This is a genomic window from Kitasatospora sp. NPDC056184 (assembly GCF_042268405.1).
GTDB lineage: Bacteria > Actinomycetota > Actinomycetes > Streptomycetales > Streptomycetaceae > Kitasatospora.
On record NZ_JBHJUI010000043.1, the window covers coordinates 1 to 24,798 of the forward strand.

The window sequence follows — 24,798 nt, forward strand, 5'->3', positions numbered from 1 at the left end:
GCTCGCCGACATCGCAGCGCGCCGCGCTTCCATCCCAGAGATTTCTGAGGTGCAGCGGCGCCTCGGCGTGGGCGTACCGCTGGACGGTAAGGCCACCGTGGGGGAGTGGCTCGACCGGTGGATGGCCGGGAAGAAGACGCGCACCACGACGAACGCGGGCTACCGCTCCCACATCAAGGTCCACCTGAAGCCGCGGGTTGGGCACTACCGCCTCGACCGATTGAACGTCGGCCACGTCCAGGAGATGTTCGACGCCATCGCCGACGAGTCGGACACGGTCCGTGCTGAGAATGCGGCCCGCCGAGAGCAGGAGCAGCGGGCGAAGTGGTCCCGGCCCGGGCGGCCGCCGGCCAAGGAGCGCGACCGTCTGGCCGCTGAGCGCGCGAAGCTGGCCGAGATGAAGCCGTACCGGAAGACCAACGGCCCGGCCACAAGGCACGCCATCCGCCGCACCCTGCGCACGGCACTGAACGCGGCCATTGCCCAGCAGCTCATTACCTTCAACGCGGCCGCGCACGTCGAGTTGGGCTCCAGCGCACGACCCAAGGGGTTGCTGTGGACGGCCGAGCGCGTCGCTCGGTGGCGTGAGACCGCCGTGGTTCCCAGCCCTGTGATGGTGTGGAGTCCCGCGCAACTGGGCGCGTTCCTCGACGAAGCTGAGGACCATCGGCTGTACGCCTTCTATCACTTGATCGCTCACCATGGCCTACGCCGCGGTGAAGGTGTCGGCGCGGACTGGGCGAACGTGCACCTGGACGTCGAGCCGCCGCGCATTGACGTCCTGACTGAGATCGTGGTGGACGGCTGGACGCCGATCGAGACGGCCCCCAAAACTGACTCCTCCATGTCGGCGGTGATGCTCGACCGGGAGACCGTGGCAGTGCTGCAGGAGCACCGCGCCCGCCAGGCCGCCGAGCGCGCCGAGCACCTAAAGGCCGGGAAGAAGTGGACGGACACCGGCAAGGTCTTCACCACGGAGGGCGGCAGCTGGCTGCACCCCGACACCGTGTCCAAGGAGTTCAAGCGGATCGTGGAGACGGCCGGCCTGCCGCCGATCAACTTGCGCGACCTGCGGCACGGCGCGGCCGCGCTGGTGAAGGCCGGCGGCGGCGACATCGACGACGCCAGCAAGAAGCTGCGTCACTCCACGATCGTGCTGACCGCCGACACGTACATGAGCCTTTTCCAGGAGTACGAGCAGGACCTGACCGAGCGCGCGGCGGCCGCCGTGCCGCGCGCTCGCCGCGGACGTGGCTCGGCCCCTGCCGCGGGCTCTATACCGCGGCAGGGGCCGAGTGCAGCGTCGCAGCCAAGAGACACTGAATAGGACGCTTACCAAGGTACGGGCCAGCACTGACAACTGGTAGGTGTCGGCGTAGAATTGAGGGACAGGCAAAGGGCCTCTGACCTGCGGGTCGGGGGCCCTTCCTGCTGGCCCGCTGCTGGCCCGAACGCCGCGCAACGGCGTGGTTCTCGGTGGGGTGAGATGGGGTGAAGGGCGCCCGATGAACGATCGATAAACGCCTCTGACCTGGGCTTTGCAGGGTGGCATGATACGCGGTGGGGCGGCACGGGGTGAGACGCTTTCGCGGATCATCAGACTTTTAATCCATTGGTTGTGGGTTCGAGTCCCACAGGGCCTACCGGAAGGACCCCAGGTCAGTGACTTACTGACCTGGGGTCCTGTCCGTTTTGACCGGGCATCGTGATCGCTTGCTGGCCCGTAGCTGGCCCGAGAGTCCTGCCGATCACTGGGGGCAGAAAGAAGCGGCCCCGGCCGGTGTGGATCCCAGCCGGGGCCGCAGTGTGCACGGGTCAGGCGCCGAGCGCGCCCGCCTTCACAGCGCCGACGAACGCAGCCCAGGGCGCGGACGAGGCGGCAGCGGCGGGGATGCTGCGGTCCTTGGTGTCCCGGAAGAACGCGCCGCCGGTGGTCCGGGCGACCTCGATGCAGGCACCGTTGCCGGTGCTGTGGCTCGACACGTGCCAGGGCAGAGTGGTGCTGTCCATGTGTTGCCTTTCTGGTGGTTGTTACGTGATGGGGCCCCGTCCCCGACGGGGGCGGGGGCGGGGCCCCTACCCGTGCCCGGCCTGCGTTCTTGCCGGGTCCGGGAGTTCAGTGGCGGCACCGCGGGCACCGGCACGGCGGCCACGCCGAAGTCAGCGCGAACGGGTCAAGCGGCTCATCAGCCGTCACGCACACCTCGTCACGCCGCTCGATGATCTCGCCGTCGTGGATACGGGTCACCCGCATCGTCATCAGCCGCATGGGCGCCTTGCCGGCCTGCCCGGCGCTCACTGCTCGCCCCGGTGCGCGGTGGCGCGATGACGGCGGAGCCACACCCGGCAGTCGACCGCCCGCGAGAGGTCGCCCGCACTCTTCGCGCTGGCCTCCTCGGCTTGGAGTCGTCGGCATTCGGAACACCCGGGCACTGCCGGGGGCGGCGCTTGTGTTCTACGATCCATGCGTCACTGCTCCCTATGTAGCGGTGGCCACACCCCCCGGGCCCTGCCAGGCCGCGGGGGTTTCTTGTGACCCAGACCATACCGCGCCTTACCGAGGGTTGCCGAGGGGTCCTGCGGTCGCGCGGCATGGTGCGGGAACCTACGGTCGCCGGTATGAGCGCTGATCTCGACCGGACGCGGGCGGTATGGAGGCAGGCCGCACAGATCGTCATCGGCCGGATCAAGGACGGCACCTATCCGCCCGGGACCCGAGTGCCCTCGACGCTGGAGCTGGCAACCGAGCTGGGGGTCGCGGCGTCGACGAGCCAGAAGGCGCTCGCCTATCTGCGCCGTGAGGGCTGGTTGCGCGGCGAGACCGGGATTGGAACCTTCGTCGCCGACCAGCCGCCCCTCGACGGCTGAGCACGCCCAGGTACCGGCGGACGCCACGTCAGGCCCTCGCTATCCGTGCCGCCGCCGGGGACACTTGCAATATGCAACTTACCTTTCAGCAGGCTGGCTACCGTCTCGTCACTGATCTGCCGGAGGAGATGCGGCCGTGGCGTGACCGGCCGACCAAGTGGGAGAACGTCTCCCCCGCAACCGGCACCTATCACCTCGACTCTGGCGGCGTGTACCTGTACTACCCGGACGCCGGCAGCGCCGGACTCGACCACCCCGTGGGTCAGGCGCAGTTCGGGCTGGGCTGCATCTCCAGCTACCGCGCGGAGACCGACCCGGCTCGCCGGGCGGTGTTCCTGGCGCGGGCGAAGACGCAGGCGGACCGGCTCATCGCCAAACGCCTTGAGGCCCGGGGCAGCTGGTGGTTCCCTTACGGGTTCGACTTCACGCACGCCGTGCACACCGGTGTCTCGTACACGGCGCCGTGGTATTCGGGGATGGCGCAGGGCGAGGTTCTCAGCCTGCTCGTGCAGCTGTCCCAGCTCGACGGGGTGTGCGGCGAGGACCGGGCCAGGTATCTCGCGGCGGCCGACGCAGCGTTCGCGTCCCTGCAGGTCGCGGACGACGGCTACCCGTGGGCCGTCAACGTCGACGACGCTGGCTACGTGTGGCTTCAGGAGTACCCGGGCAGCCAGCCGGGCGCCGGGGACTACACGTACAACGGCATGGTCTTCGCGATGTTCGGGCTGTGGGACTACTACGTCGCCACCGGCAGCCAGGACGCCGCAGCCCTGTACGACGGGTGCGCGACCACCATCGCCCGCTACTTTCCGCTGCTGCGGAACACCAAGTGGGCCTCGCACTACTGCCAGACGCACCGCATACCCGCGCCCGCCTACCACCAGCACCACATCAACCTGCTGCGGCAACTGCACTGGCAGACCGGCAGCGCCGACTTCGCCGACCACACGGACCGGCTCGTCGACGACTACCCGGCCAGCGTGACGGGCACGGTCCAGTTCGCGGCCGGCACGCACACCCTGTACCGGTACGACACGGCTGCGGACGGCTCCTGGGCGCAGTCCAAGGCGGACAAGATCCTGGAAACCAAGTCGGTGACGTTCAGCCGGGCGACGCAGGCCCCGGCGTCGATGCGGCGCCGGATCCAGAACCGGGGCATCTACTACCGGATCAGCGCTGGCGCATATGAGGGCTGGTGGGTGGGCGAGGCGTGGCCCAACTCGTACCTGCTCGGGCAGTACCTGACGACCCTGTACCGGCCCACCCGCACCGTGACGTTCCCAGGGGGCGGCACCTCGGTGGACACGTACAAGGTGGCGGCGGACGGCACGGCGACCATCAGGACGGTGTCCTTCGCGACCCCGTCGAACGCGCCGACGGACCGGCGGGCGATCGTCAACGGCAGGCCGTGCTTCCAGATCACAGCGGGCGGCCTGACCGGGTACTGGGTGGCGGCGACGTCGGTGACGGTCAACTCCTCGGGGCCGACCGGCTAAGGGCTGCGGTAACGACGAAGCGGCCCCGCCCTCCCGGAGGAGGACGGGGCCGTGGTCATGGGTACTGGCGGCGGTGCGGGTCGAGGCCCAACGCCTCCGGGGTGTTGCCGTTGCCGTTGTTGCCGGGCTGGTTCGGCGGCGGGGCACCGTCCCGCCTGCAGACGAGCGCGTCGGCATCCCATGACGGCGCCTGCAGGCTGTACCCGTCGGGGCATGTCTGCCCGGACCGGCCGTCCTTGCCGTCGTGGCCGTCGTGGCCGTCGTGGCCGTCGTGGCCGTCCTTGCCGGGCGGGCCGGCCGGTCCTGCCGGGCCTGCGGGTCCTGCTGGGCCTGCTGGGCCTGCCGGTCCTACCGACCCCGCCGGGCCTGCCGGACCGGTCACTGTAGCGCCGGGCTCGCCTTGCCCGCCGGACGGTCCCGCAGCACCGGGCGAGCCTGGCGAGCCGGGAGGGCCCGTCGCACCCGGCCGTCCCGGCTCGCCCTGCGGACCGCGAGGCCCAGCCGGGCCAGGGACCGGCACAGGCACCTGGGCGCGTGCGGGCAGATCGTCTACCGCTCGCGACGGGTCCGGCGCGGCCGGCGTCCCCCCGCCTGCTTTGATCTGCGAGCGCAGCACCCGCACATCCGTCGCCAGCGTGGCCACGGCGTCCCCGCGCAGGTCCGCCTCTGCGGCGAGGTCATCCGCCCGGCGGTCTCCCGCGTCGATGCGGAGCCACACGAGGACTACCGCACCCGACAGCACGAGTAGCACGGCTGCGACCGCGAGGAATCGCCATCGCTGTACGTGGAGCGGCCTCGCGTGGCGACGTGTGTTCACGTGGGGTGTCCTCCCAGCTCGACGATCTGTGCGCGCAGCCGCGTGTTCTCACTGCTGAGTTCGGTGATCTGCCGCTGTAGTGCCGTCTTGTCGGCGCGTTCGCTGGCGAGTTCGGCGTAGGCGGCGGCGAGCTGCCGTTCGTTTTCGACGAGCCGGTCGCGCAACTTGTCGCGTTCCTCTTGCAGGTTGTCGACGAGTGTCGAGTAGCCGCCGAGGACGGCGCCGGACTGCGAGGCCCTATTCGCGCCCCGCTGCCCAATCAGTGCGCCGACCGCGGATGCGAGCCCGACGGCGATGGCTCCGACGGCGCCGAGCTGCGCAGCGTCCACGCAGGACCTCCGATGGTGCAGTGAGGGGTGAGCAGGGCGCCGCGGCAGTCGTCGAGTGAGCCGCCGGACCGCCGCGGCCGACATCAGACGCCCTTGGCCAGCGACGCGCTGTTGGTGACGTCCCGACCGCGGGCGACGAGGCCCTTGCCGAGGGCGAGGACGGCACCGACACCACCGGCCCCGGCCGCGTACCACATGCTGCCGTCGAGCGGCTGGGTGATGACGATGCCGCCGATGGCCGCCTGGAGGAACGTGGAGAGGACGCGTTCGAGGAGGTCGCGGCCGTAGGTGCCGGCGTTCTTCACGACGGTCTCGGAGCCGGGCAGGTGGATCGGCTGGTTCATGGGCTTCCCTTCCATCAGGACTTGGGGACTTGGAGCTTGTTCCAGGTGGTCGGGCCGGGCGGCCATGCCGCCGCAGCCCCGCTGTACCCGCACTTCCTTTGCCAGGCTTCGTAGCTGTCGACGTCGGCCTGACCGAGCGTCGGGCCGGGGCCGACCTTGTACCGGCCGCAGCCGACCGCGACGAGCCGCTTCCCCATCGCCTCGAAGACCTTCGAGACCTTGCCGAGGGCGGGCCGGCCGTTCTTCACGAAGAAGGCCTCGCCCGGGTACGGCTCGCACTGCGGCGCGGCAGGCTTGGCCGGAGCAGGCGCCGACGCTGTCGGCGGCTTGGGCTTGGTGCTGGCGTCGAGCCTGGCCTGCACGTCCCGACGGAAGACGGCCATGTCGAAAGCCGCCGGGTCCGGCTTCCAATCGCTCCATTCCTTGTGGCCGATCACCGACTTGGCGGTCCAGCCGTGGGCCCGGCAGATGGCCGTCGCCCAGCGCACCGCCGCCTCGTACTGGGCGGCCGGCCATGCCGAGCCCGTCCCGCGGTCGCTCACCTCCAGCCCGTAGAAGCGCGCGTTGCCGTCCTGCGCGCCCGGCGAGCCGTCGTGCTTGTGCGGGGCCGGTGGGCGGGTGGTGTAGGACTCGGCGATAACGGCGGAGAGGACGGCCGGGTCGCCTCCCCCGGCGTGGTTCGCCCGGCCCGCGCTCGTCAGGGTCAGCGTGCCGTCCTTGGCCAGGTAGGCGTGCGCGCACGGCCCCGGCAGGTCGGCGCGGCCCGACCACACGATCTCCCCGTCCGACGGGGCTGTGCCGCCCGTGTGGTGGATCATCACGCCGTGCACGGGGCCCCATCCGTCGCCCCGGTTGCCGCGGTCGTGTGTGCGCCAGCCGGAGCGTTCCTTGGTGTCCAGGCCCTCGGCGATCAGCGCCGTCAGCATCTGACTGGCGGTAAGGGGGGTAGCCATCATCGGTTCTCCGAGCATGAGAAAGGCCCCGGCCGGTCGGCTCGGGGCGGGCAGGGAAGAGAGGGGGTCAGGCGGTGGCCGGGTCCCCGGCGGGGTCCGGTTCCTCTGGGGCCGGGCCGATCGGGACGATGTCGGTGATGGGCTGATCGCACAGCCCGCACGCGGCACGCCAGATGCCGTCCGTGTTCACCGACAGGCCAGCAACGAGGACTCTGCCGTTGTTGGGGCAGCCCTCGGTGTGGCAGACCAGCTGGCAGTCGACGTCCGGCGTCTCATACGCCTCGGCACTCATAGCACTCCCAAATGGGCGGTCAGGACGCGATGACCATCCAGTGAACGGTCACGGCCGGTGTGACAGTCGCGCGGGTGATCCAGAGTTTGATGCTGGCGTTGGTGATGTCGGTGACGCCGACGCCAGAGACGCCGTTGTTGAGGTTGTTGGTGCCCACGGACGAGTCGATGGCCGTCGCGTAGGCCCGCAGGTTCGTACCCGTGATGTTCAGCCCGGCAACGGTGAGGCTCGTGGGCGCATTGGCAGCGGACGGGGTGATGGTGGCGGTGCCGGTGACGATGTTGCTGGCCGTGAGCACCCCCTGCACGGACGCGCGGGGGTTGGTGCCACCGGGGCCGGACTCCAGGGCAAGCAGGGCCCTGCGGTCCCCGGCTTCCACCGCCCCTGACGCGAGGGTCAGGACGGAGGACTGGGCCGTGTCGTAGTCGACGCTCGCCGGGACCGCCACCAGGCCGTCCTCGACCGGACGGAATGTGAGGCGGCCGTCGCTGAGCCGGGCGGACTGCCTGCCGCCGCGGGTCCACAGCCCGGCACCGCCGCCGCCGTCCGTCCCGAGCTCGGCGAGGACCGTCCCGTCCCCGGCGTACAGCCGCAGCGTTCCGACGGCCGCCGACGACAGCCGCCGCGCGGCCCGCAACTCTCTGACTTGCCGCTCCAGATCCTGGACCCGGCGGGCCAGACTCGTCGCGTCGGCGGGTAGCTGGTCCAGTTGGCGTGGCATTCAGCCCTCCTCTACCAGGATCGGCCGGACCCGGTCCGCGCCCGGCTCCAACTCCCACGCCCAGCAGCGGGCCACCACGTCGGCGCCGGCCGGATGTCGCCTTGAGGACTCGATGCTCAGCCGGATCGAGTCGCCCAGTGCCCAGTCCCTGCCGAGCCGCGGGCACGCGGAGGCAACCCCTTGAATGCTCCACACCTGCGCGCCCTGCGCCATCAGCGCGAGTTCCTTGGCCGCGTTGCCGTCCAGCTGGTCCGGGTCGGTGACCCCTGTTGCGGGGGTGAAGCGGTATTCCCAGATCGGCCAGCCGCCCGCGATGAGTTGCGTCGCTTCCCGCGGCGGTGAGGTGAGCCGGTCCGGTCCTTCGCCCTCACCGCGGGCGATAACACGGGTCGCGCCCTTGCCCCGCTCGTAGGACTCGCTCAGCGTGTACTCGGCCACGCCTCCCGGGTAGTCGAACACGGCCTCGGGCTCGGCGGCTTGGGTGCCGATCGTGGAGCGGATCCGGACGGGGAACACGAACCCGTCATGCCTGCTGTTCCAGACGGCATCCACCGTCCACTCGGGCCCGCCGTCCAGGCCCATCACCTCGGTGAGGCAGGACAGGATGGTCTTGTCGTCGCCGTCGCTGGTCAGGTAGTCGATGGCCGTGCCGGTCGGCACGGCGTCGATGACGAGGGGTGGGCCGCCCGCCAGCGCGGGCGTGATCAGGTTCGCGCAGACGGTCGCCTGGTCGACGGTGAGCATCGTCTGCGTGCCCGGGTAGCGGGCGTCGAGGTAGGCCTCCAGGGTGGCCGCCCCGAGCTGCGCGGTGCTGGCGCTTCCGGCGTCACGTGGCAGGGCGGCGCCCGCCCATACGGGAATGTCGGTGGCGGTGTCGACGGCCACGATCAGAGACCGTCCTGGTGCCGTCGCCGATTCCCAGTCAGCGGGGGCGCCGTCCAGTGCCAGCTCGAACTGGAGCGTGGTCTGCGCTCCCAGCCTGCGGGACAGGGCCCCGGTCGGTTTGAGCGAGGGCAGGTCCTCCACGATGCCGCCGGTGCGCAGATCACAGCCGTACCAGGCGAGTTCGACGGCGGTCACGACAGCGGGTACCGGATGCCGCGCAGGGTGAACCAGACCGCTTCCGTGTTGCCTGCGTCCTGGCCGCCGAGGCTGACGGTCCCGTCCGGGTTGAAGTTGACGAGCATGGAGTGGACGACGGACGAGGAGTTGGAGACTCCGGTGATGCTCGTGACGTTGCGGGCGACGACGACGGTCGCCCGGTACGTGGGCCGCAGCGCCGCAGCCAGGGCCGCATTCAGGATGTTCACGGTCTGGGCGCCAGCAGTGCGGTTGGCGCCGCCGTCCCACTCAATGTACGTGGTGCCTCGGTCGACGTACGTCCGGTACCGGATGGGCCCGTTGCCGTTCCCGTTCGTGGCGTTGCCCTGCGCGTAACCGGTGCCCAGCGTTGGAGTGGTCCAGCCGACGGTGTCGACCTTCTGCATCGTCTCCCACGCCGTACCGGTCCAGCGTTGCAGGTTCGTACCGTTGTCGCGGTACTGGCCGACGTAGAAGCCGGCGGCACTGGCGTCCGGCACGATGCCGCCAGCCGCCACTGTCACCGGCGTGACCGTGTTGTTGACGCTGGGGGAACCGCCGCCGACTGCCGGCACCGTGATGTGCGCCAGCCGCATATAGATCACGGTTCCCGACGGAGTCGGCGCGCTCGGCGTCGATGACGGAGTGCCCGGCAGGTACACCACGTCAGCCTTGGCCTGCCCAGATCCGTCGACGGCGTTGTCCCACACGCGCAGGTACACCAGGTCGATGCGGGACAGTGTCGCGTGCGCCGCGTCCAGGGTCAGGTTGGACGTGGACGTCATGGCGACCCGGTAGACGCCCTGCTCGGCGTAGTAGAGGCTCGCAATGCCGGTGCCTACGGTGATCGTGGTACCGGACACCGTGACGGTGAAACCGCCCGAGCCGGGGAGGATGCCCGTGCGGGCGCCGAGTGGGTGGCTGCCGTTATTCATCACCATCAGCGAGTCGATGCGACGCGCACGCATGGCGTCGACGGGAAGGCCGTCGATCCAAGAGGGGTTGACCGCGACCATGGGCGGCCTCCTTTCATATCCAGGCGGAACGCCAGCGGGCCGTCAGAAGAGCGCTGGCGCTGTAGGACTGGGCCCGGAACTGGACAGCAGCGGCGGCCCTGGCGGGGATGAGGGGCCAGCCGCTGGGGACCGTTAGGAAGCGGCGGCGGGACGCGCTGTTGTTGATGCGGCACGTCTTGGCGTCCGTGTCGATGACGAGCTGGTCGCCGGTGTACAGGTCCTGCGAGTAGATCAATGGCAGGACCGACCCGTCGGGCATCTGCGTGATGATCTGTGGCCCGGTCACTGGGCCGGTGATGACGAACACCGGGCGCGTGCCGAACGTGCCAGCGTTGGTAGCCATGATCTCTCCGGACACCGTGACCGCGTTGCTGGTCAGAGGTGGTGTCAGCGGCGGGGTCAGGCCGCCCGTGGTGAACGGCAGGCCAGCCGTGCCCGACTGCAGCGTGGTGGAGTAGCGGCGCGGGTCGGCGGCCGTCACCATCACCGAGTACGTCGCCCGCGTGTCGGTGATGTACTGCATCAGCGGCTTGCCCGAGCGGCGAACCGTGGCCTGCTTCGGGATGGTCTCCCACACCGTCAGCAGCGTGTCCGTCAGCCCGGCCGCCACCCGCAGCCGCTCCATCGCCTCCTCCAGCGCGGCCTGCGACGGGGCGACGATCGTCCCGCCGAGGGTGATCGGTCGGGCGCCGAGGTAGACCGGGCCCGCCCAGGCCCCGTGGTCGCCCTCGCGGTCGGTCATCTCGCTGCGGAGGTCCGGGGAGTCCCAGCCCTCCAGGGTCTGCAGGCGCCAGGCCACCCCGTCGCCGTCGACCGTGCCCAGGTCGACGCCGCCCAGGGTGGCCCGCAGACCGTCCAGGACGGCGCCCGGCGTGTTCGGCATCCGTGCCTCCTTCTCAGCCGACGAACGACATGTGCCGGGCGACGTCGTGCGCCTGCTCGGCCGTGGACTGCTTGGCGCCGTACAGGTTCACCGTGATCTGCTTCGTCGCCTCGCGGGCGGCGGCGGCCGTGGACGGTCCCGGCCCGTACCGGCCGGCGGGCACCAGCTGGTAGCCCATCGCGGACGCCGTCTTGGCCAGCAGCGCCCGGGAGCGGGCGCTGCTGTTCCACGGGATCCACGACTCGACGTCTCCGGCCTCGCCGCCGAGGACCATCGTGGGCCGGGTGAGGATCCCGCCGGCGGCCATGGCCTTCCCGCCCTGCTGCACCCACTGCCGGACGAAGACGTCCTTGTTCGCGGACGGCAGGCTGCTGATCTGGGCGGTCATCTTCGGGACCAGGGCGCGGATGGTGGCCACGTCCAGGCCCGCCGCGATCAGGTCGGCGAAGCCTCGGCCGTTGCCGCCGCGCAGCGTGGTCAGCAGGGTCAGCGCGTTCGCGAGGTCCTCGCCGGTGAGCGTGGACTGCGCCGTGCCGACCGCCTTGTTCGCTGTCGCAGCGGCCTTGCTGTCGCTGGCGGCCTGGTGGGCGAGCGTCATGGCGTTGGCGTCGCCCTGCGCGGCGAGGGCCTGGGCGAGATCGCCGAAGCCCTGCGCGGCCAGCTTCTGGAGGTCGGCCGCGAATTGCTGGCTCTCCTTGGTTGACGCGCCGAGCTGCTTGGTGAAGTCAGCCAGGGTCGCCTTCGCCAGCTCGCCCGTCTTCTGGAGCTTGGACACAATCGACTTGAACTGCTTGTCGCTCGCACCCGCCAGAGCGTTGACCAGGGCGTAGCCTTCCTCGCCCATGCCCTCCAGCATCGCCTGGAGTTCCCTGCCGCCCCGCTTGCCGATCTTGTCGAGGTTCTTCCGCCACAACTCCGTCGCGGCCACGGACTTGTTGAGCTGCAGCTCGTAGCCCTTCAGGTTGAAGGCGGTCGGTGCCTTGGCGCCCTTCTTCAACCCCAGAGCCGCGTCGGCCTCGTACACCTTCCTCCGCGCCGCCGCGACGTCCTTGGACTTGGCCCCAGCCGCGTCCTGGGCCTTCTTCGTCCGGGCCGCCGCGGCGTTGTTCGACTTCGCTGCGTTGTACCGGGCATTCGCGAGCTGCTTCTCGGCTGCGGCGAGCTGCTTCGCGGTGTGCTTGCCCCTGCGGACATCCGCCAGGTGCTTCTCCGCCTGCGCGACCTTGCGGGCGGAGTCCTTCCTGGTCTGCGCTTCCTTCTTCTGCGCTTCCTTGTACGCCTTCGACCCGGCCGCGGCCTTCTTCTGGGCCTCGGCGAGGTCAGCCCACGCCTTGCGCAGCGCTTCCAAGGCCTTGTCGTACCGGCCCTTGGCGTCCGACGGCCCACCGAGGACAGGCTGACCGGTCGGCGTGTACGTGAAGCCGGGGATGCCACCGGAGGCGAACCACTGGACCGAGCCGCCCAGCCTCTTCACCGTCTCAGCGGCGATCTGCCGGGACCGAGGACGCTTGGAACGGGCGAGCGGGATGTACGCCTCGCCGCCAGTCTCCGGTTCCGCCCACATCCGCCACTCGCCCGGCCGGGCGATCTGCGCGATGTGGTTCTCGGCGCCGCCAGCGAAGAACGCGAGACCGCCGCGGGCGTACTTGGAGACGCCGCCCTCGCCCGTGGAGGGGCGACCGGACGTGTTCTTGCTGGCGATCTCCTGCCGGTACGTGGTGATCGTGACGGACTTGTCGTGCAGTGCCTCGATGGCCCGGCGCAGGGCGTCCACGGCGGCCTTCTGGCTGCCGGTCGGGACGGTGATCTCGACCTTCTTGCCCTTGGTGTGCTTGATCTTGAAGCCGAGGTCTTCGAGCTGCTTCTGACCTTCCTTGGTCAGAGCGTCGACCGTGATCTTCTTGCTCTTGGTCTCGGCCAGCTTCTTCTTGACCGTCTCCAGGTCCTTGGCCGCCGCCTCAGTCTTGGCGTCGACCTTCGTCTCCACCTTGCCGGGCAGCTTCAGGTACGCCGCGGTGAGCTTGTCGATGGCGTCCGAGCTGAAGCCAGCGGCAGCCATCTGCTTCCTGAGCAGGCTGATGTCCTTCTCCAGGACCTTCTGCCCGGCCGCCTGGCTGTTCTTCTGCTCGGCGACAGCCTGGGCGTGCTCCTGCGCGGCCTTGGCCGCGTCGAGGAATGCGCCCTTTACCTTCCGGCCCTTCTCGCTGGTGACGTCCAGCGACTTGCCGTTCTCCTTGACCGTCTTGGTCAGGTCGGCCAGCGACTGCCGGAAGGAGATCTCACGCTCGGCCGTGGAGATCGCCGTGCCGTTCAGCTTGTTGAGGGCGTCGCTCAGCTTCTCCGCCTCGCTGCGCTGGTCCGCCATCTCGTCAGCCGACATACCGAGCTGCTTCGCCAACTCGGCCTGCGAGTCGGCCGACAGCTTGGTCTGCGTGTCGGTCGCAGTCAGGGCGTCCGCGTAGCCGGGCAGCAGAGTGCGCAGCTTCTCCGTGCTCGTGCCCTGCGCCTCAGCCTCCTTGGCCAGACGGTTGAAGGCCTGCGCCGCCACGTCCGGCGCACCACCGTCGACGAGACTCCGCAGGGCCTCGTCGACGGCGTGCAGCTTGTCGCGGGCATCGTCCAGGCCGGCAGAGTCCGACCCGAGGTGGGTGATCGTGTAGAGGCTGTCGCCGATCCGGTTGAGGGCGCTCGGGTGGGCGATGCGTGCGACGGCCTCGCCGAACCCGTCCAGGTCCTGCCCGAACGTCTTGACCAGCTCGCCCGCTGCCTTCCCCGTCTTGGCGAAGTTCAGCAGGGCGTTACCCATGGCCGTGATGTTGGGCGGGGCGTCCCGGAACTGGGCCTCCAGCTTCTCGACGCCCCAGGAGATGGCGGCCAGGCCAGCGACCACAACGCTCAGCCGTCCGAGGCCCATCATGAGCGCCCGGGTCCGGGCTGCGGTGATGCCCAACTCAGTCAGCGCGGTGCGGGTGGCAGCGATCCGCGGCAGCAGCAGCAGGAACCCGGCGACGGCGAGGCCTGCGGCACCGCCGATGCCTGTCATCAGGGTCACGGTGTGCTGGAGCTCGGGCGGCAGGTCGTTGTAGGCGGCCACCAGCCGAGTAACCCACTGGGTCATCGTGCGCAGCGCACCGTTCGCGGCGCTGCCGCCCTCGATGAGCGCGACCTCGATCGCGGCGCGCAGCATCTCCAGGTCGCCCGAGAGGTTGTCGACCTGAGTAGCGGCCATGCGGGCCGCGGCCCCGTTGTCGTCGACCGCCTTGGTGTACTCCCGGACACCCTCGGCGCCAAGTTCGTACAGGATCGTCGCCGAGCGGACAGCGTCCGAGCCGAAGATGGTCGCCATGGCGGCGTTGCGCGCCTCGGGCGTCAGCTTGCTGAAGCTGGCCTTCATCCTGCCAGCGACTTCTTCCAGGCCAACGAAGTTGCCCTGAGCGTCGTAGGCCGAAAAACCGATCTTGTCCATGGCGCGCTGCGCTTCGGCGCTTTGAGGTACCAACCTCTGGAGCATGGTTTTCAGCGACGTACCGGCGTCCGAGCCGATCAGGGCATGGTCGGCGAACGCGCTGAGAGTGCCGACCGTTTCCTCAAGGCTGAGGCCTGTCTGGTTGGCGAGGAGGCCGCCCTGCCGCAGGGCGATGGCCAGCCCGTTCACGTCCGACGCGCTCTTGTTCGCGCCAGCCGCCAGCACGTCGGCAATGTGGCCCACGTCCTTGCCCGCGAGGCCGAACGTGTTCATGGCCTGAGCGCTGATGATCGCGGCGTCCGCCAGGTCGACTTGCCCGGACGCCGCCAGCGCCAGCGACCCACTCAGCGCGCCGCCGATGATGTCCGAGGTCGAGATACCGGCGCGAGCCAGCTCGGCCTCAGCCTCCGCGGCCTGGGTGGCCGTGTAGATCGTCGTCTTGCTGGCGTCCAGAGCCGCCTTGCGCAGCTGCTCGTACTCCTTGCCGGCCGCGCCCGTCACGGCGCGGACATTGCTCATCTCCTTGTCGAACTTCGCGGCCGACGCGGCCGCGACCGCGAACCCGGTGAGCAGAGCCGTGCCCACCCCTGCGCCGACCTTGGCCAGCCGCGACGTGTTGTCGGCAGCCTGTCGCATGCCACGGGTGTACTGGTTGATGTCCGCGCGCAGCCGGACAGTGACGGTACGGGACGCCACGGCACCTCCCGTCGTCTATGTGGTTCGTTCGAGGTGGACGTGCAGGCCCTCGGAGGCCCCGCCCTTGTCCTGGTAGGCGCGCACCGCGGACGCTGAGGTGGTGCAGGCGTGGCAGCGGATCAGCTCAGCCCGGTAGGCGAACTCGTTGGCCTTGTCGGTGGCTTCGCCCCAGGGCTGCCCGCAGTCCGGGCACGCGTCCGCCTCGACTTGGAGCAGGGCGAGCGCCCAGGCCCGGTCCTCGGGCAGCCACAGCGGTTCGCCGTCGGCGACCACGCGGCCCATGAACACGGACCTGGGCACCCCCCAGGCGCGGGCTGCTTCTAGCTCTCGCCGCCAAGGGCCGCCAGGAGCGCGGAGGCGGCCAGCGAGAAAGGGACGATCTCGCTGCTGTTGTGGACGTCCCACGCGGCGTCGAACAACCGCTTGATCTCGCCCTGGTTGAGCTTCTCGAACAGGGCGGTTGCCTGGTCCTCGGTCATCACCGGGTCGACGCACGACGCGGCGACCAGGGCCTTGGGGAAGGTGTCGCTATTGAACGCCTGGCTGTCGTCGCCCGAGGGGTGCGCGGCGAGCAGGTCGCTGTACGCGCGGTCGCCGATGTACCGCAGCGTGAACGGCACCTCTGCCCCACGGGTCTGCTCCCGCACCGCCTTGAGCCGCGCCGCGATCGTCCGGCCCGGGTGCTCCTCGGTGAGGTCGCTCGGCTCCCAGTCCTCACTGACCTTGGCCAGCTCGTCCGTGAGGCGCTCCGCTTCCCCGGCCAGGTCGCCCCGGATGCACACCATGACCGTGCGCTCCCGGGGCTTCGCCTGCTTGAGGATGTCCTCAATGCTCGCCATCAGGCGACCGTCGCGGCGGTCGCCGGAGCGTCCGTCACCTTCTGCGGCGACACGAACTTCATGACCTCGTTCGCGGCCGGGCTGGAGTTCTGCGGCTCGCCGCAGGTGGACGGGTAGACCTCCAGCTTCTGGCCAGAGGCCCACGCGGCGGAGTAGGCCAGGCCGCGGCGCACGGCCAGGAAGCCGCTGACGCCGTACTTCAGGGTGGAGTACGGGGCGTCCTCCTGCGGGGTGTCGCCCCGCTTGAACGTCAGCTCGTTGTCGAATCCGACGCGGCCGACGGTCTTCGTGTCGAAGGTGCTCGCCAGGGACGAGGTGTCGACGTCCGCCGTGGACGGGTCGATCTTCAGACCGTCCGGGGTGATCCGCTTCGTGAGGTCGAGGCCCGCGTTTAGCTCGGACACCGTCGGCGCGTTGATGTTCGCGACGGAGGTCAGCCACACGACGCGAGTCTTGCCGTCGCTGATCAGGTCAGCCATGAGGCCCTCCAGGGCATGAGAAAAGCCCCGGCCGGATGGCTCAGGGCTGGCGGTGGATGGGTGAGGGTCAGATGCGCAGCGCGGCGACGGTCACGGTCGTCGAGGCGCTGTAGCCGATGGCGCACAGGCTGTCCGTCGGCGACTGGAACAGGTCCGGCTGGAGCGGGCCGATCATCCGCTCGCCGGAGGCCGGGACGGAGACGGTCACGTTGGAGACGGACTGCCCGCGCACGGACGCGGTCGCCGTGAGCGTCACGGTCACGGCGGAGGCGGAGCCGTTCTTGACGTGCAGGAAGTTGCGGTCTCCGACCTCGCACTTGTCGCCGCTGCTGGCGGCGTTGGCGTAGGTGGGGTTCAGGCCGGCCAGGGCGATGGCCTGGGTTCCGAGTGTTGCCATGGGGTGCCCTCCATTAGGCGGGGGTTGAGCGGATGCGGTACTGGACCGGGACGTACCAGAGCGGCGGGGTGACGTCGTCGTCCCGCTGCACGGGCGGCCCGCCCAGGTCCTCGGGCGGCCAGCAGGTGCGGCCCTCCACGGGCAGGGGCGCGGCGAGCGCCCGGCGGACGCGGCCGGCGACCCACAGCGCTCGGACCACGTCGCCGCCGACGCAGGTGACCTGCATCGTCGACTCGATGTCCGTGCGCTCGTCGGCGAGGGACTCGCGGCCGGCCATTCCCGGGTCCGGGTAGAGGACCGCGTACTTGTCCGGGGGCGTCCAGCGGCCCGCGGGCGTGCCGCCCACGTAGACCGTGAGCCCCACGTCCTCAAGGGCCTTCTGCACGGCGTCCAGGTGGGGCAGCGCATCGGGGGTGGCGGGTGCGGGCATCCGTCACCACCAGGCCAGGCCGCGCTCGGCGAGCAGCTGCATCTGCGCCTCGAAGCGGGGCAGTTCCGCGTCCAGGGCGCGGCCGCCGTCGTTGTGCGGCGGGTTCTTCACCGAGCCGTACTCCAGCAGGTTGCCGAGCGCGCCCTGCGGGCCGCCCTTGTCCGGGCCAATCGTGGCCATGAACAGGTCCCGGCCGTAGGCAGCGAAGTCGTAGCTGATACTCCGCGGGTACAGCCTGGCGTGCTTGCCGGCGGTCCCCCTTGCGTTGGCCCGCCAGTCCTTCTTGATGTTCATCGCGCCGCGCATCGTGACCGCGCGGGCCTCCCGCCGCAGCCGGGGAATACTGCGGGTCAGGTGCCGCTCCAAGCGGCGCACCTCACCCATGTCGAACTGTGCACTCATGACCGGTCCTCCGTGCTGAGCCGCCAGGCCGTGGCCTGGTCCGAGTACGCCACCCCGATCACCCACAAGATCAGGCCGACCATGCGGGCGTCCTCCGACTCCAGCACCTCGACTTGGGAGCCCGGCGTGACCAGCACGTCGGGCGGCAGCGGCGTGGACCACGGCAGGTGCACCTCGTAGTCCCGCAGGGACACCCGCCGCTCAGCCGCCGACACGTGGTCACCAGCCGCCTGCATGACCCGCTTCACCCGGCCCCGGCCCTCGTACAGCGTCGTCCGCGCGCCCGGCACCGTGGCCCCGGGCTCCCGGTCGAAACCGTCCGGTGCCTGCGCGAACAGGCGGACCCTGTCCCGCATCCGCCACTCGGCCGAGGCCCGGGACCGCGCCAGCAGCCGGTCCATGCCACTCACGGCCTGGACCTCGGCGCCGAGGGCGTGATGCTGAACGCCGTGGTGAGCACAGGGCGCAGCATCTCCGCCTCAGCGTCGCTGATGTACAGCTCGCCCGCAGACCGGGCCGCATCGTAGGTGACCTGATAGTCGTCGATGGACTCCTGCCGCAGGCCCTGCGGGTTTTGGAGGACCCGCAGGACCATAGCCCGGCACACCGCCTTCGACGTCGCCGTGGGCTCGGCCGCGTACCGGGGGAACCGGTCCACGATCATCGCCGTGGCGTCGTCCAGGAGCGCGGTCGCCTGGCGGGTCTCCTCCGGGGTCAGGTCACGGCCCAACCGGTCTGCGATGTCAGACAGTTCCGCCAGTGCCACCGCTGCCCCCTACTTGCCGTCGCCGCCCGAGCCACCGTCGGTTTTGGCCGGTGCCTTCACCTCGGCGACCTCGTACTCGTCGGGCAGGGCCCGCAGCCGCTTGATGACTGCGGCGTCGGACGTCTCGCACAGACCGTCCTCGAACTTCGCCCAGACGCCCTTGTCGTCCTGGAGGACCAGGCCCCGGTACTTCGTGCTCTCGAACTGCGCCATGACGGCGGTCTCCTTACTTCAGGTCCGTGATGAGGCCGTGGTACGACTCCGGCCCGTACTCCAGGCCCACCTCGCCGTACAGCTGCCACTTCTCCGAGGCGCCGACCTTGGCGAGCGGCTCGGCGAACAGCATCCCCTTGCCGGGGATCTCCAGCCACACCGGCGCGCACACGGACAGGTCGACGATCGCGATCTGCCCGGCCGGCATCCACCGGTCGACCATGATCCCGAAAGTCCCGAAGTCCGTGACCAGCGTGTCGACCGCGACGCCGCCGATGTTGCGGGACGCGGTCGGCTGGTTCAGGGTCGGAGCGCTGTACAGGTTCGACAGGGTGACCTTCTGGCCCGGGCCCGTCATGAAGACGGTGGTGTCCTGCGGCAGCCGGGCGCCGTTCCCGAACATCGTGGCCAGTTGGGCGTCGATGATCGCCTTGGACAGGTCGCGAGCGGTGCCGCCGTTGGCGTTCACGTTGGTGCTGATCGCCTTGAGCAGGCCGCGGGTCTTCCGCGCGGTCGCGTTCGTGGTCGGCTTGGCGTAGGTGCCGTTCAGGAACGACATCTCGATGTCGACGGCCATCGCTTCGAGTTCGGCGGTGATCTGCATCGTCAGCTCGTCGTTGACCGGGTTGTCGTCGGCGCCGATGTTGATGCCGCCGTACATGCCGGTCGCGGCCTGGCGGGTGTAGGACACCTCGACCGCGGACTGGTGGATCTCGACGACGTTCGAGACAGCCGACCGGGACCGGGCCACACCCGTCGGGGCGTTGGCGCCCTCAAGGGCGCTGTTGTTCGCCGTCGACGAGCGGCGGTCCATCGTCTGCCACTCGAACTCGGTGCTCTTGGTCCTCTTGCCGCCGGACAGGCCGCCGATCGCGGCGAGGAACGGGGTCTCCGTCGGCGTGACCTTGTACAGGTCCCCGTGGTAGTTCGGCAGGTTGTAGGTCGTGCCCTGCCCGGTAACTGCGGCCATGAGCCGCTCCTTTCTGGGTGAGGGCGGCCCCCTGGCCTGCCCTACTTGCTGGGGGTCTTCACCTCGCGCAGCTGCTGCGTCTTCAGCGCCAGCGCGAGTTTCGTGTTGCCGGCCTTCTCCGCCTCGCCGATCTGCTGCGCGAGGTTCGGCGGGGTGCCCGGGCGGGCTCCCTGCGCCGGATCCGGGCGAGGAACACGAGGACCGGGCTCGGTCGCGGCCCAGTGCGGCTTGCGCGTCAGCAGGTCGTCCAGGGCCGCCGTGATGGCGTCCCCGTCCACGGCGCCGTCGTCGGTGACGTAGGAGCCGCCCTGGAGCGCGTCGACCGCGTCCAGCGGATCCTGGAAACGCCCGGCGGCCAGCGCCTCGACCTTGGACGACACGGCCAGCCGGGTTGCCTGCTCGGCACGCGTCTGCGCCTCCTTCAGCGCGTCCGCCTGCCGCTCGGCCTCGGTCTTGTCGCGGTCCTCGTACTCCTTGAGCCGCGCGGCCTGCTCCCTGGCCTTGTCCTCGGCTTCCTTGGCCCGCTGCTTCCAGGCCGTGAGGGCCTTCTCCCCGGCCGGGCCGAGGGGCGCGTCGCCGTCGCCGTCCTTCGCGGACGTGCCGGGCTCGGTGGCTGGCGGCGTCGAGGCGGTGTCCTGGTCGGCTCCGGTGTCCTGCGGGTTGCCCGCAGCCGGATCCGTGGTCGGTTCGGTGGGTGTGCTCATCAGGTGCTCCCGTTGCAGGAGTCGGGACCGCCGGCATTGCGCCGGGGTCAGGTCAGGTAGCCGAAGCGCTTCAGCATGGCGAGCGCCTCGTCCCGGCTCTCAGCGAGCCGGTAAATCTCCTCGGGCATCAGTCGCGGCGCCCGCATCTGGAAGCCACGGCCGGACGGCCCGACCTGGCCCCGGTCGATGGCCCGCTGCCGCTCCCGCCGGTAGAACTCACCGCGGCGGGTGGTGCCCTCGGTCGTGGCGGCCACGCGGCGACCGTAGGCGTCCGCTGTGGTCATGCCCCGCCGGGCGTTCACCACTGAGATCGGGTCGGCGCCCTCCCGGATCGCACGGGCGCCAGCCGCCCCAAACACGCGCTCCTGCTCGGCAGCGCTCAGGCTGTTGAAGTACGCCTTCGGGTCGATGAACCCGGACGCCCCACGACCGGGCCGGGTCGTCGGGGTGAAGCTGTCAGATCCCACCCGGCCGTGCTGCTGACGGGCAACCAGCGTCGTCGGCAGATGGATGCAGTCACACCGCGGATGCCGCTGGAAGCCCTTGTTCCAGCCGTACTCAGCGCCCGCCAGGATGATGCAGCGTGAGCACGCCGGAGGCTGCACCACTCGCACATAGCCCTGAATCGTCCGACGGCCCGCCATCGCCACACCGGTCGCGCCACGGCCCGCGTCAGCGACCTGCGTCGCGGTGATCCGCAGCGCGCTCGCCAGCGACCCGCGAAACGCGTCCTCCATCGACTGCCCGGCCGCCAGCCGCACCCGCCAGTCGATGACCGGCTGATACAGCAGCGAAACGAGCGGCCGCCCATCGGAGGCGATCCCCGCGAACGCGCCCGGGCGGACACGGCCGGCGGCCTCCGGGTCGGCGTGCTCGGCGGCCAGGACGGCGTCCAGGTACGGGTCCGCCAGCCGCGCCGCCTGGAGCTGCGCATCGGCCACGGCGCCCACCAGGAGCGGCGCCAGCTGCTCCCACGAGCCGCCGATATCCGACCGGCTGATCTGCCGCCACACCGCCTGTACGCGGTTGACGGCCTGTCGGACGATGACCTGCTGCCGCCGGTACTGCTCCAGCGCGATCGCGCGCAGCGCTGCGTCGACCACGGCCTACGCTCCCGGCTGCGGGACGCCGTCCCCCGGCTTCGGCCCGTACCCGGCGGCCAAGTCGCCGCCGAGGGCCCGCTGGAGAGCGTCGCCGTCCATCTGCCGCATCCGCTCCCGCTGCACCGCCGTGTAACCGAGGTCCTCGCGGCCCTGCTCGATGGGCAAGAGGCCCACCTGCACCAGCTTCGTGACCGCGTCCGCCTTCTGCGCGAACGTCGGCGTCGACGGATCCCGCCACAGCGTCTCCAGACGCGTCGCCCGCGGGTCCCATTCGCCGTCCCGGATCCGCAGGATCAGCTGGTTCATCCGCTCGTAAGAGCCGGAGAAGCAGCGCTGCCGCCGCTCGGCACGCTTCACCAGCCGCGTCTCAGCGCTGCGGATCGCGTCGGCGCTGGGCGGATTGTTCGTGTCCAAACCCAAAAAGTGGGCGGGCTGCCCGGACAGCGCAGCCACCAGGCGGGCGAGCAGCTCGATGGTGCTGTGGAAGTTGGACAGATTCGCCTCGGGGAACTGGATCACGTCGGCGCCGTCCTCGCCCCCCTTCCCCTTCGTCGTCGCCCAGATGCGGCCGGCCAGCCGGGACCACACCGACACCTTTTTGCCATCCGCGTCGACGAAATCGTTCTCGTCGACGCCGAACGCGACCCTTCTGGGCATCGCGTGGTACTCGGCGGACACCATCATGTCCGTGGCCACCTTGCAGGCCGCGTCCGAGATCGGGATGACGTCCGCCAGCTCGGAGACACCGCCTGGCTTCAGGGTGCGCGGCCGGTTGACCAGCGGCACCACGGGCGGCACCTCCAGGCCGTGCTCGTCCCGGTCAACCTCCTTCCAAGAGGTCGCCGTCGTCTGCTCGTAGTAGTGCGTCACCCCAGGGATGTAGAGAGCCGCGTACCGGTCCGTGATGGCGTCCGTGAGCGGGTCCTGCTCATGCCAGCGTTTCAGCGCCGCCCGGACAGCGCGCGTGCGCGGGTCCCAGTCGACCTGCATCTGCAGAGGTGACTCGACCGTCACCAGCGGCGTGGCAGCGTCCTGCTCGTTCGTGCCGGCCACGAGGAACGAGCGGCGCATCGCGAGGGCGTCGATGTGCCCCATCTGCGACTGCTCGTCCATGCCGTTCGCCTGCCAGATCGCCCACAGATCGTCGGCCGTCTGTTTGTTGTCCGCGTACCGGAACCCCTCGACGTCCAGGCGCTCCTCGAGGGCGTCGACGACCAATCTGGGCCAGTTGATGACCACTTGCCGCAGCTGCTCGCCGAGTTCCTCCAGGAGTTCGGGGTGCAGGTACGCGAGCGGCTGCTGGCCCTCGTAGTACCGGTTCAGCTCCTCCAGGCCGGGCTTCAGGCCCTCGTGTACGCGTGCGAGATGCCCCACCCACTCCTCGGGGCTGCGGTCCTTCGCCTGCACGGCCACACCCCCCTTCACATCACGATGACGCGACTCTTCACCCTGGGCTTGTTCAGGCCGGCGGCAATGCCGTCGAGCCGGGCCTCCCAGGACAGGCACCCGGCCATGGCCAGGTCGATCTTTCGCGGCGAGTCGTGGCGGTCCTTCTGGATCGTCCACATGGGCTTGCCCTCGTCGTCCTTGGCCCGGGCCGGCCGCTTCACCGCCTGGCCGATGTGCCGGGCGAACGCCTCGTCACCGTCGTGGCTGAGGTCGCCGCCAGACATCGCCGTCCGGTACGCGCGCAGCGCGAACGCCATCTGCCGGTCCCGGTGCGTCCACCACTCGTTGACGACCTTCTCGCCGTACTTCCCCTGCCAACGGGCAACAGCCTGCTCGTACCAGGGCGGATCGGCGTAGACGCGCACCACCTTGTACGTGTCGAACGCCAACGCCAGGCACAGGTCTACCTCGCGCTCCGGAACCTCCCACTCCTCGGCCTCCTGCTTGTTCAGCGGCGCCTCCCACACCCCGAGCGGCCACTGGTAACCGGTCTCCAGGTGCGTCGCCACGAAGCCAGTGGAGTCCTTCCACTTCGCCCCGTCGAAGCCGATGACGATCGGATCGCCCTCCGGGACCGTGAAGTCCGGCCGAGCCAGCGCCACCCACTCGGCCTTGTCGAAGGCCTTCGCGGACGCCGTGCCCGGCTGGTTCAGGAAGTAGCGGCGCGCGTCGGCCGGGTCCGTGTCCGGCTCCCGCATGTCCGACGCGATGCGCTCCAGGTCCATCCACTTCGCGGCGTCCCCGTAGACGTGCTCCAGCGCTGGCATGAGCTGTGCGTCGTCGTGGAGGTCCTCGACGTGCGGGCCCTCCCGGTGGTCGAACAGCAGCCCGCCGTCCTTCACCCGGCCCGCCTTCACGGCCTTGGCGTACTCGTGCGTCGCCTCCGCCACGCTGTTGTCGCCGACCGCGTACATCGTCGACGTCTCCAGCGACCACGGTTCGGCGGCCCGCCGCTTCACGAGGTTGCGGCGTACCGTCTTGTGCATCGCCCGAAGTTCGGGCAGCACGTACAGGTGCGTCTCGTCGAAGACTGCGAACGTCTCCTTGCCGCCGTCCTTCGCAGCGCCGGACGACGTCGACGGGACGATCTCCCCGCCGCCCTCGATGTAGATCCGACTGGACGTCTGCGCGCTGCGGCCCAGGTCGATACCGGGGAACTCGTCGCCGAAGTGCTCAAGGAGGTGCTCGAGCATCGCCGTGACGTTGTCGTAGGTGTTGCCGGACTGGTTCTCCTCGGTCGCCAGGCACCGGATGTACGGGTACGTCTGCGGCCGGCCAACCGGCTCGCCGTCCGCGTCCCAGCCGTCGAAGCGGCAGGGGCCCAGGGCCTCGAAGCACACCAGGGCGCCCGCCAGCTCACTCTTGGCCCGACCCTTCGGCCGCGACAGGAACGCCCTGTTGACCTTGCGGCGGCCGGTCGCAGAGTCCAGTTGGTAGGCCTTGACGATGAACGCGGCCATCTCGTCGTCGATGACGAGCGGCTGGCCCTGGACGTCGCCGGGCCCGTGGCACAGGTACGTCTCGATCCAGTCGATAGCGGTGAAGCCGAGGGAGACGAAGCGGTCCGGGTCAGCCTTCGGTCTGGTCATCGACGACTCGAAGCACACGGTCGCGGCGGGAGGCTGCGGCCCTGCTCCGGGGCCGGGCGGGGCGGTCGGCGCCATCGTCCGGGTCAGCGACCGTCCAGCGCAGCCGGATGCGGTCCGCAGCCGTGCCGCCCAGCGCGGCCTCGTTCAGCCGGATCTCGGACAGCAGCTCCTTCTTCGGCTCCTGCCAGTACTGCTCGACGAGCTGGGCGAGCATGTGCAGCCGCCCCCAGTCCGTCGCCAGGAACGTCGAGGCCTGTGGGCTGGTCCGCCATGTCTCGTACCAGGACAGGGTGCGGGTGTCGTAGTCGTGGCCGCCCGGAAGGGCGGGGGTCGGGCCTGCGGGTCCGCCTGCGGGGAGCAACGTTCCGGGTACGGCGTCGGCGTTGCGCCGGCGTCGCTGGGACGGGTCCTTGGGGAGGGGGCCGGTGCCTGCCATGGGGGATCACCTCGGTGTGCCGTTGCGGCATCGGGCCGGGCCGTTGCGGTCCCGGCGGTT

Annotated in this window: 28 protein-coding genes; 3 read left to right on the forward strand and 25 right to left on the reverse strand. The window is 70.2% G+C overall.

What is annotated here, in order from left to right; translation table 11 throughout:
• Positions 1 to 1,327, forward strand: a 1,327-nt coding sequence (gene xerC / locus ACFC0B_RS39410; protein ID WP_376097923.1) for a tyrosine recombinase XerC, incomplete at its 5' end; no start/stop codon positions are given.
• A 488-nt stretch (positions 1,328 to 1,815) separates the two neighbouring features.
• Here the strand turns inward: xerC and ACFC0B_RS39415 are convergent.
• Positions 1,816 to 2,010 (reverse strand): DUF397 domain-containing protein, encoded by a 195-nt coding sequence (locus tag ACFC0B_RS39415; RefSeq protein WP_375989053.1) that lies wholly within the window; start codon positions 2,008 to 2,010, stop codon positions 1,816 to 1,818.
• Positions 2,011 to 2,619: 609 nt separating this feature from the next.
• On the opposite strand from ACFC0B_RS39415, the gene ACFC0B_RS39420 reads away from it, so the two are divergent.
• Positions 2,620 to 2,868 carry a GntR family transcriptional regulator gene (locus ACFC0B_RS39420; protein WP_375989050.1) on the forward strand — a complete coding sequence of 83 codons (249 nt, stop codon included), beginning with the start codon at positions 2,620 to 2,622 and terminating at the stop codon, positions 2,866 to 2,868.
• A 71-nt stretch (positions 2,869 to 2,939) separates the two neighbouring features.
• Entirely contained in the window at positions 2,940 to 4,364 is a 1,425-nt protein-coding gene (locus ACFC0B_RS39425) for a D-glucuronyl C5-epimerase family protein (protein WP_375847221.1), read from the forward strand.
• A gap of 813 nt (positions 4,365 to 5,177) precedes the next feature.
• Here the strand turns inward: ACFC0B_RS39425 and ACFC0B_RS39430 are convergent.
• From ACFC0B_RS39430 to ACFC0B_RS39545, 24 genes are all read right to left on the reverse strand, one after another.
• Positions 5,178 to 5,510 (reverse strand): hypothetical protein, encoded by a 333-nt coding sequence (locus ACFC0B_RS39430; protein WP_375847220.1) that lies wholly within the window; start codon positions 5,508 to 5,510, stop codon positions 5,178 to 5,180.
• A gap of 83 nt (positions 5,511 to 5,593) precedes the next feature.
• Positions 5,594 to 5,854 carry a hypothetical protein gene (locus tag ACFC0B_RS39435; RefSeq protein ID WP_375847219.1) on the reverse strand — a complete coding sequence of 87 codons (261 nt, stop codon included), beginning with the start codon at positions 5,852 to 5,854 and terminating at the stop codon, positions 5,594 to 5,596.
• 14 nt (positions 5,855 to 5,868) lie between these two features.
• On the reverse strand, positions 5,869 to 6,807 hold the full coding sequence (locus ACFC0B_RS39440) for a peptidoglycan-binding protein (RefSeq protein WP_376085959.1): 939 nt from the start codon (positions 6,805 to 6,807) through the stop codon (positions 5,869 to 5,871).
• 67 nt (positions 6,808 to 6,874) lie between these two features.
• Positions 6,875 to 7,099, reverse strand: a complete 225-nt coding sequence (locus tag ACFC0B_RS39445) for a hypothetical protein (protein WP_375847217.1) — start codon at positions 7,097 to 7,099, stop codon at positions 6,875 to 6,877.
• Positions 7,100 to 7,118: 19 nt separating this feature from the next.
• Complete coding sequence (locus tag ACFC0B_RS39450; RefSeq protein WP_375989039.1) at positions 7,119 to 7,820, reverse strand: hypothetical protein; 702 nt, start codon at positions 7,818 to 7,820, stop codon at positions 7,119 to 7,121.
• The gene (locus ACFC0B_RS39455; RefSeq protein WP_375989036.1) at positions 7,821 to 8,900 is read right to left on the reverse strand and encodes a hypothetical protein; all 1,080 of its coding nucleotides are present in this window, start codon (positions 8,898 to 8,900) and stop codon (positions 7,821 to 7,823) included. It abuts the gene before it with no gap.
• Positions 8,897 to 9,916: a hypothetical protein gene (locus tag ACFC0B_RS39460; protein ID WP_375989033.1), complete on the reverse strand. Its 1,020-nt coding sequence runs from the start codon at positions 9,914 to 9,916 to the stop codon at positions 8,897 to 8,899. The genes ACFC0B_RS39455 and ACFC0B_RS39460 overlap by 4 nt, the downstream gene beginning before the upstream one ends.
• Positions 9,917 to 9,929: 13 nt before the next feature.
• Positions 9,930 to 10,799, reverse strand: coding sequence for a hypothetical protein (locus ACFC0B_RS39465; protein ID WP_375989029.1), 870 nt, complete (start codon positions 10,797 to 10,799; stop codon positions 9,930 to 9,932).
• 13 nt (positions 10,800 to 10,812) lie between these two features.
• On the reverse strand, positions 10,813 to 14,961 hold the full coding sequence (locus ACFC0B_RS39470; RefSeq protein WP_375989026.1) for a phage tail tape measure protein: 4,149 nt from the start codon (positions 14,959 to 14,961) through the stop codon (positions 10,813 to 10,815).
• 15 nt (positions 14,962 to 14,976) lie between these two features.
• Positions 14,977 to 15,243: a hypothetical protein gene (locus ACFC0B_RS39475; RefSeq protein ID WP_375989023.1), complete on the reverse strand. Its 267-nt coding sequence runs from the start codon at positions 15,241 to 15,243 to the stop codon at positions 14,977 to 14,979.
• A gap of 38 nt (positions 15,244 to 15,281) precedes the next feature.
• A complete protein-coding gene (locus ACFC0B_RS39480; RefSeq protein WP_375847166.1) occupies positions 15,282 to 15,800 on the reverse strand; it encodes a hypothetical protein in 519 nt (172 codons plus the stop codon).
• Complete coding sequence (locus ACFC0B_RS39485; protein ID WP_375847167.1) at positions 15,800 to 16,279, reverse strand: hypothetical protein; 480 nt, start codon at positions 16,277 to 16,279, stop codon at positions 15,800 to 15,802. The genes ACFC0B_RS39480 and ACFC0B_RS39485 overlap by 1 nt, the downstream gene beginning before the upstream one ends.
• Positions 16,280 to 16,346: 67 nt before the next feature.
• Entirely contained in the window at positions 16,347 to 16,676 is a 330-nt protein-coding gene (locus ACFC0B_RS39490; protein WP_375847168.1) for a hypothetical protein, read from the reverse strand.
• Positions 16,677 to 16,689: 13 nt separating this feature from the next.
• Complete coding sequence (locus tag ACFC0B_RS39495; protein WP_375847169.1) at positions 16,690 to 17,106, reverse strand: hypothetical protein; 417 nt, start codon at positions 17,104 to 17,106, stop codon at positions 16,690 to 16,692.
• Between the two features lie 3 nt (positions 17,107 to 17,109).
• Positions 17,110 to 17,508, reverse strand: a complete 399-nt coding sequence (locus ACFC0B_RS39500) for a hypothetical protein (protein WP_375847170.1) — start codon at positions 17,506 to 17,508, stop codon at positions 17,110 to 17,112.
• Positions 17,505 to 17,909: a DUF6093 family protein gene (locus ACFC0B_RS39505; protein ID WP_375847171.1), complete on the reverse strand. Its 405-nt coding sequence runs from the start codon at positions 17,907 to 17,909 to the stop codon at positions 17,505 to 17,507. The genes ACFC0B_RS39500 and ACFC0B_RS39505 overlap by 4 nt, the downstream gene beginning before the upstream one ends.
• A gap of 5 nt (positions 17,910 to 17,914) precedes the next feature.
• Positions 17,915 to 18,274 (reverse strand): Gp19/Gp15/Gp42 family protein, encoded by a 360-nt coding sequence (locus ACFC0B_RS39510; RefSeq protein WP_375847172.1) that lies wholly within the window; start codon positions 18,272 to 18,274, stop codon positions 17,915 to 17,917.
• Between the two features lie 9 nt (positions 18,275 to 18,283).
• The gene (locus tag ACFC0B_RS39515) at positions 18,284 to 18,487 is read right to left on the reverse strand and encodes a hypothetical protein (protein WP_375847173.1); all 204 of its coding nucleotides are present in this window, start codon (positions 18,485 to 18,487) and stop codon (positions 18,284 to 18,286) included.
• A 13-nt stretch (positions 18,488 to 18,500) separates the two neighbouring features.
• Positions 18,501 to 19,457, reverse strand: a complete 957-nt coding sequence (locus ACFC0B_RS39520) for a DUF5309 family protein (protein ID WP_375847174.1) — start codon at positions 19,455 to 19,457, stop codon at positions 18,501 to 18,503.
• Positions 19,458 to 19,498: 41 nt separating this feature from the next.
• Complete coding sequence (locus tag ACFC0B_RS39525) at positions 19,499 to 20,161, reverse strand: hypothetical protein (protein WP_375847175.1); 663 nt, start codon at positions 20,159 to 20,161, stop codon at positions 19,499 to 19,501.
• Positions 20,162 to 20,208: 47 nt separating this feature from the next.
• Entirely contained in the window at positions 20,209 to 21,264 is a 1,056-nt protein-coding gene (locus tag ACFC0B_RS39530; protein ID WP_375847176.1) for a hypothetical protein, read from the reverse strand.
• Positions 21,265 to 21,267: 3 nt separating this feature from the next.
• Positions 21,268 to 22,671 carry a phage portal protein gene (locus ACFC0B_RS39535; RefSeq protein ID WP_375847177.1) on the reverse strand — a complete coding sequence of 468 codons (1,404 nt, stop codon included), beginning with the start codon at positions 22,669 to 22,671 and terminating at the stop codon, positions 21,268 to 21,270.
• A 14-nt stretch (positions 22,672 to 22,685) separates the two neighbouring features.
• Positions 22,686 to 24,302 (reverse strand): hypothetical protein, encoded by a 1,617-nt coding sequence (locus tag ACFC0B_RS39540; RefSeq protein WP_375847178.1) that lies wholly within the window; start codon positions 24,300 to 24,302, stop codon positions 22,686 to 22,688.
• Positions 24,283 to 24,738 carry a hypothetical protein gene (locus tag ACFC0B_RS39545; RefSeq protein WP_375847179.1) on the reverse strand — a complete coding sequence of 152 codons (456 nt, stop codon included), beginning with the start codon at positions 24,736 to 24,738 and terminating at the stop codon, positions 24,283 to 24,285. The genes ACFC0B_RS39540 and ACFC0B_RS39545 overlap by 20 nt, the downstream gene beginning before the upstream one ends.
• Positions 24,739 to 24,798: the final 60 nt, after the last annotated feature.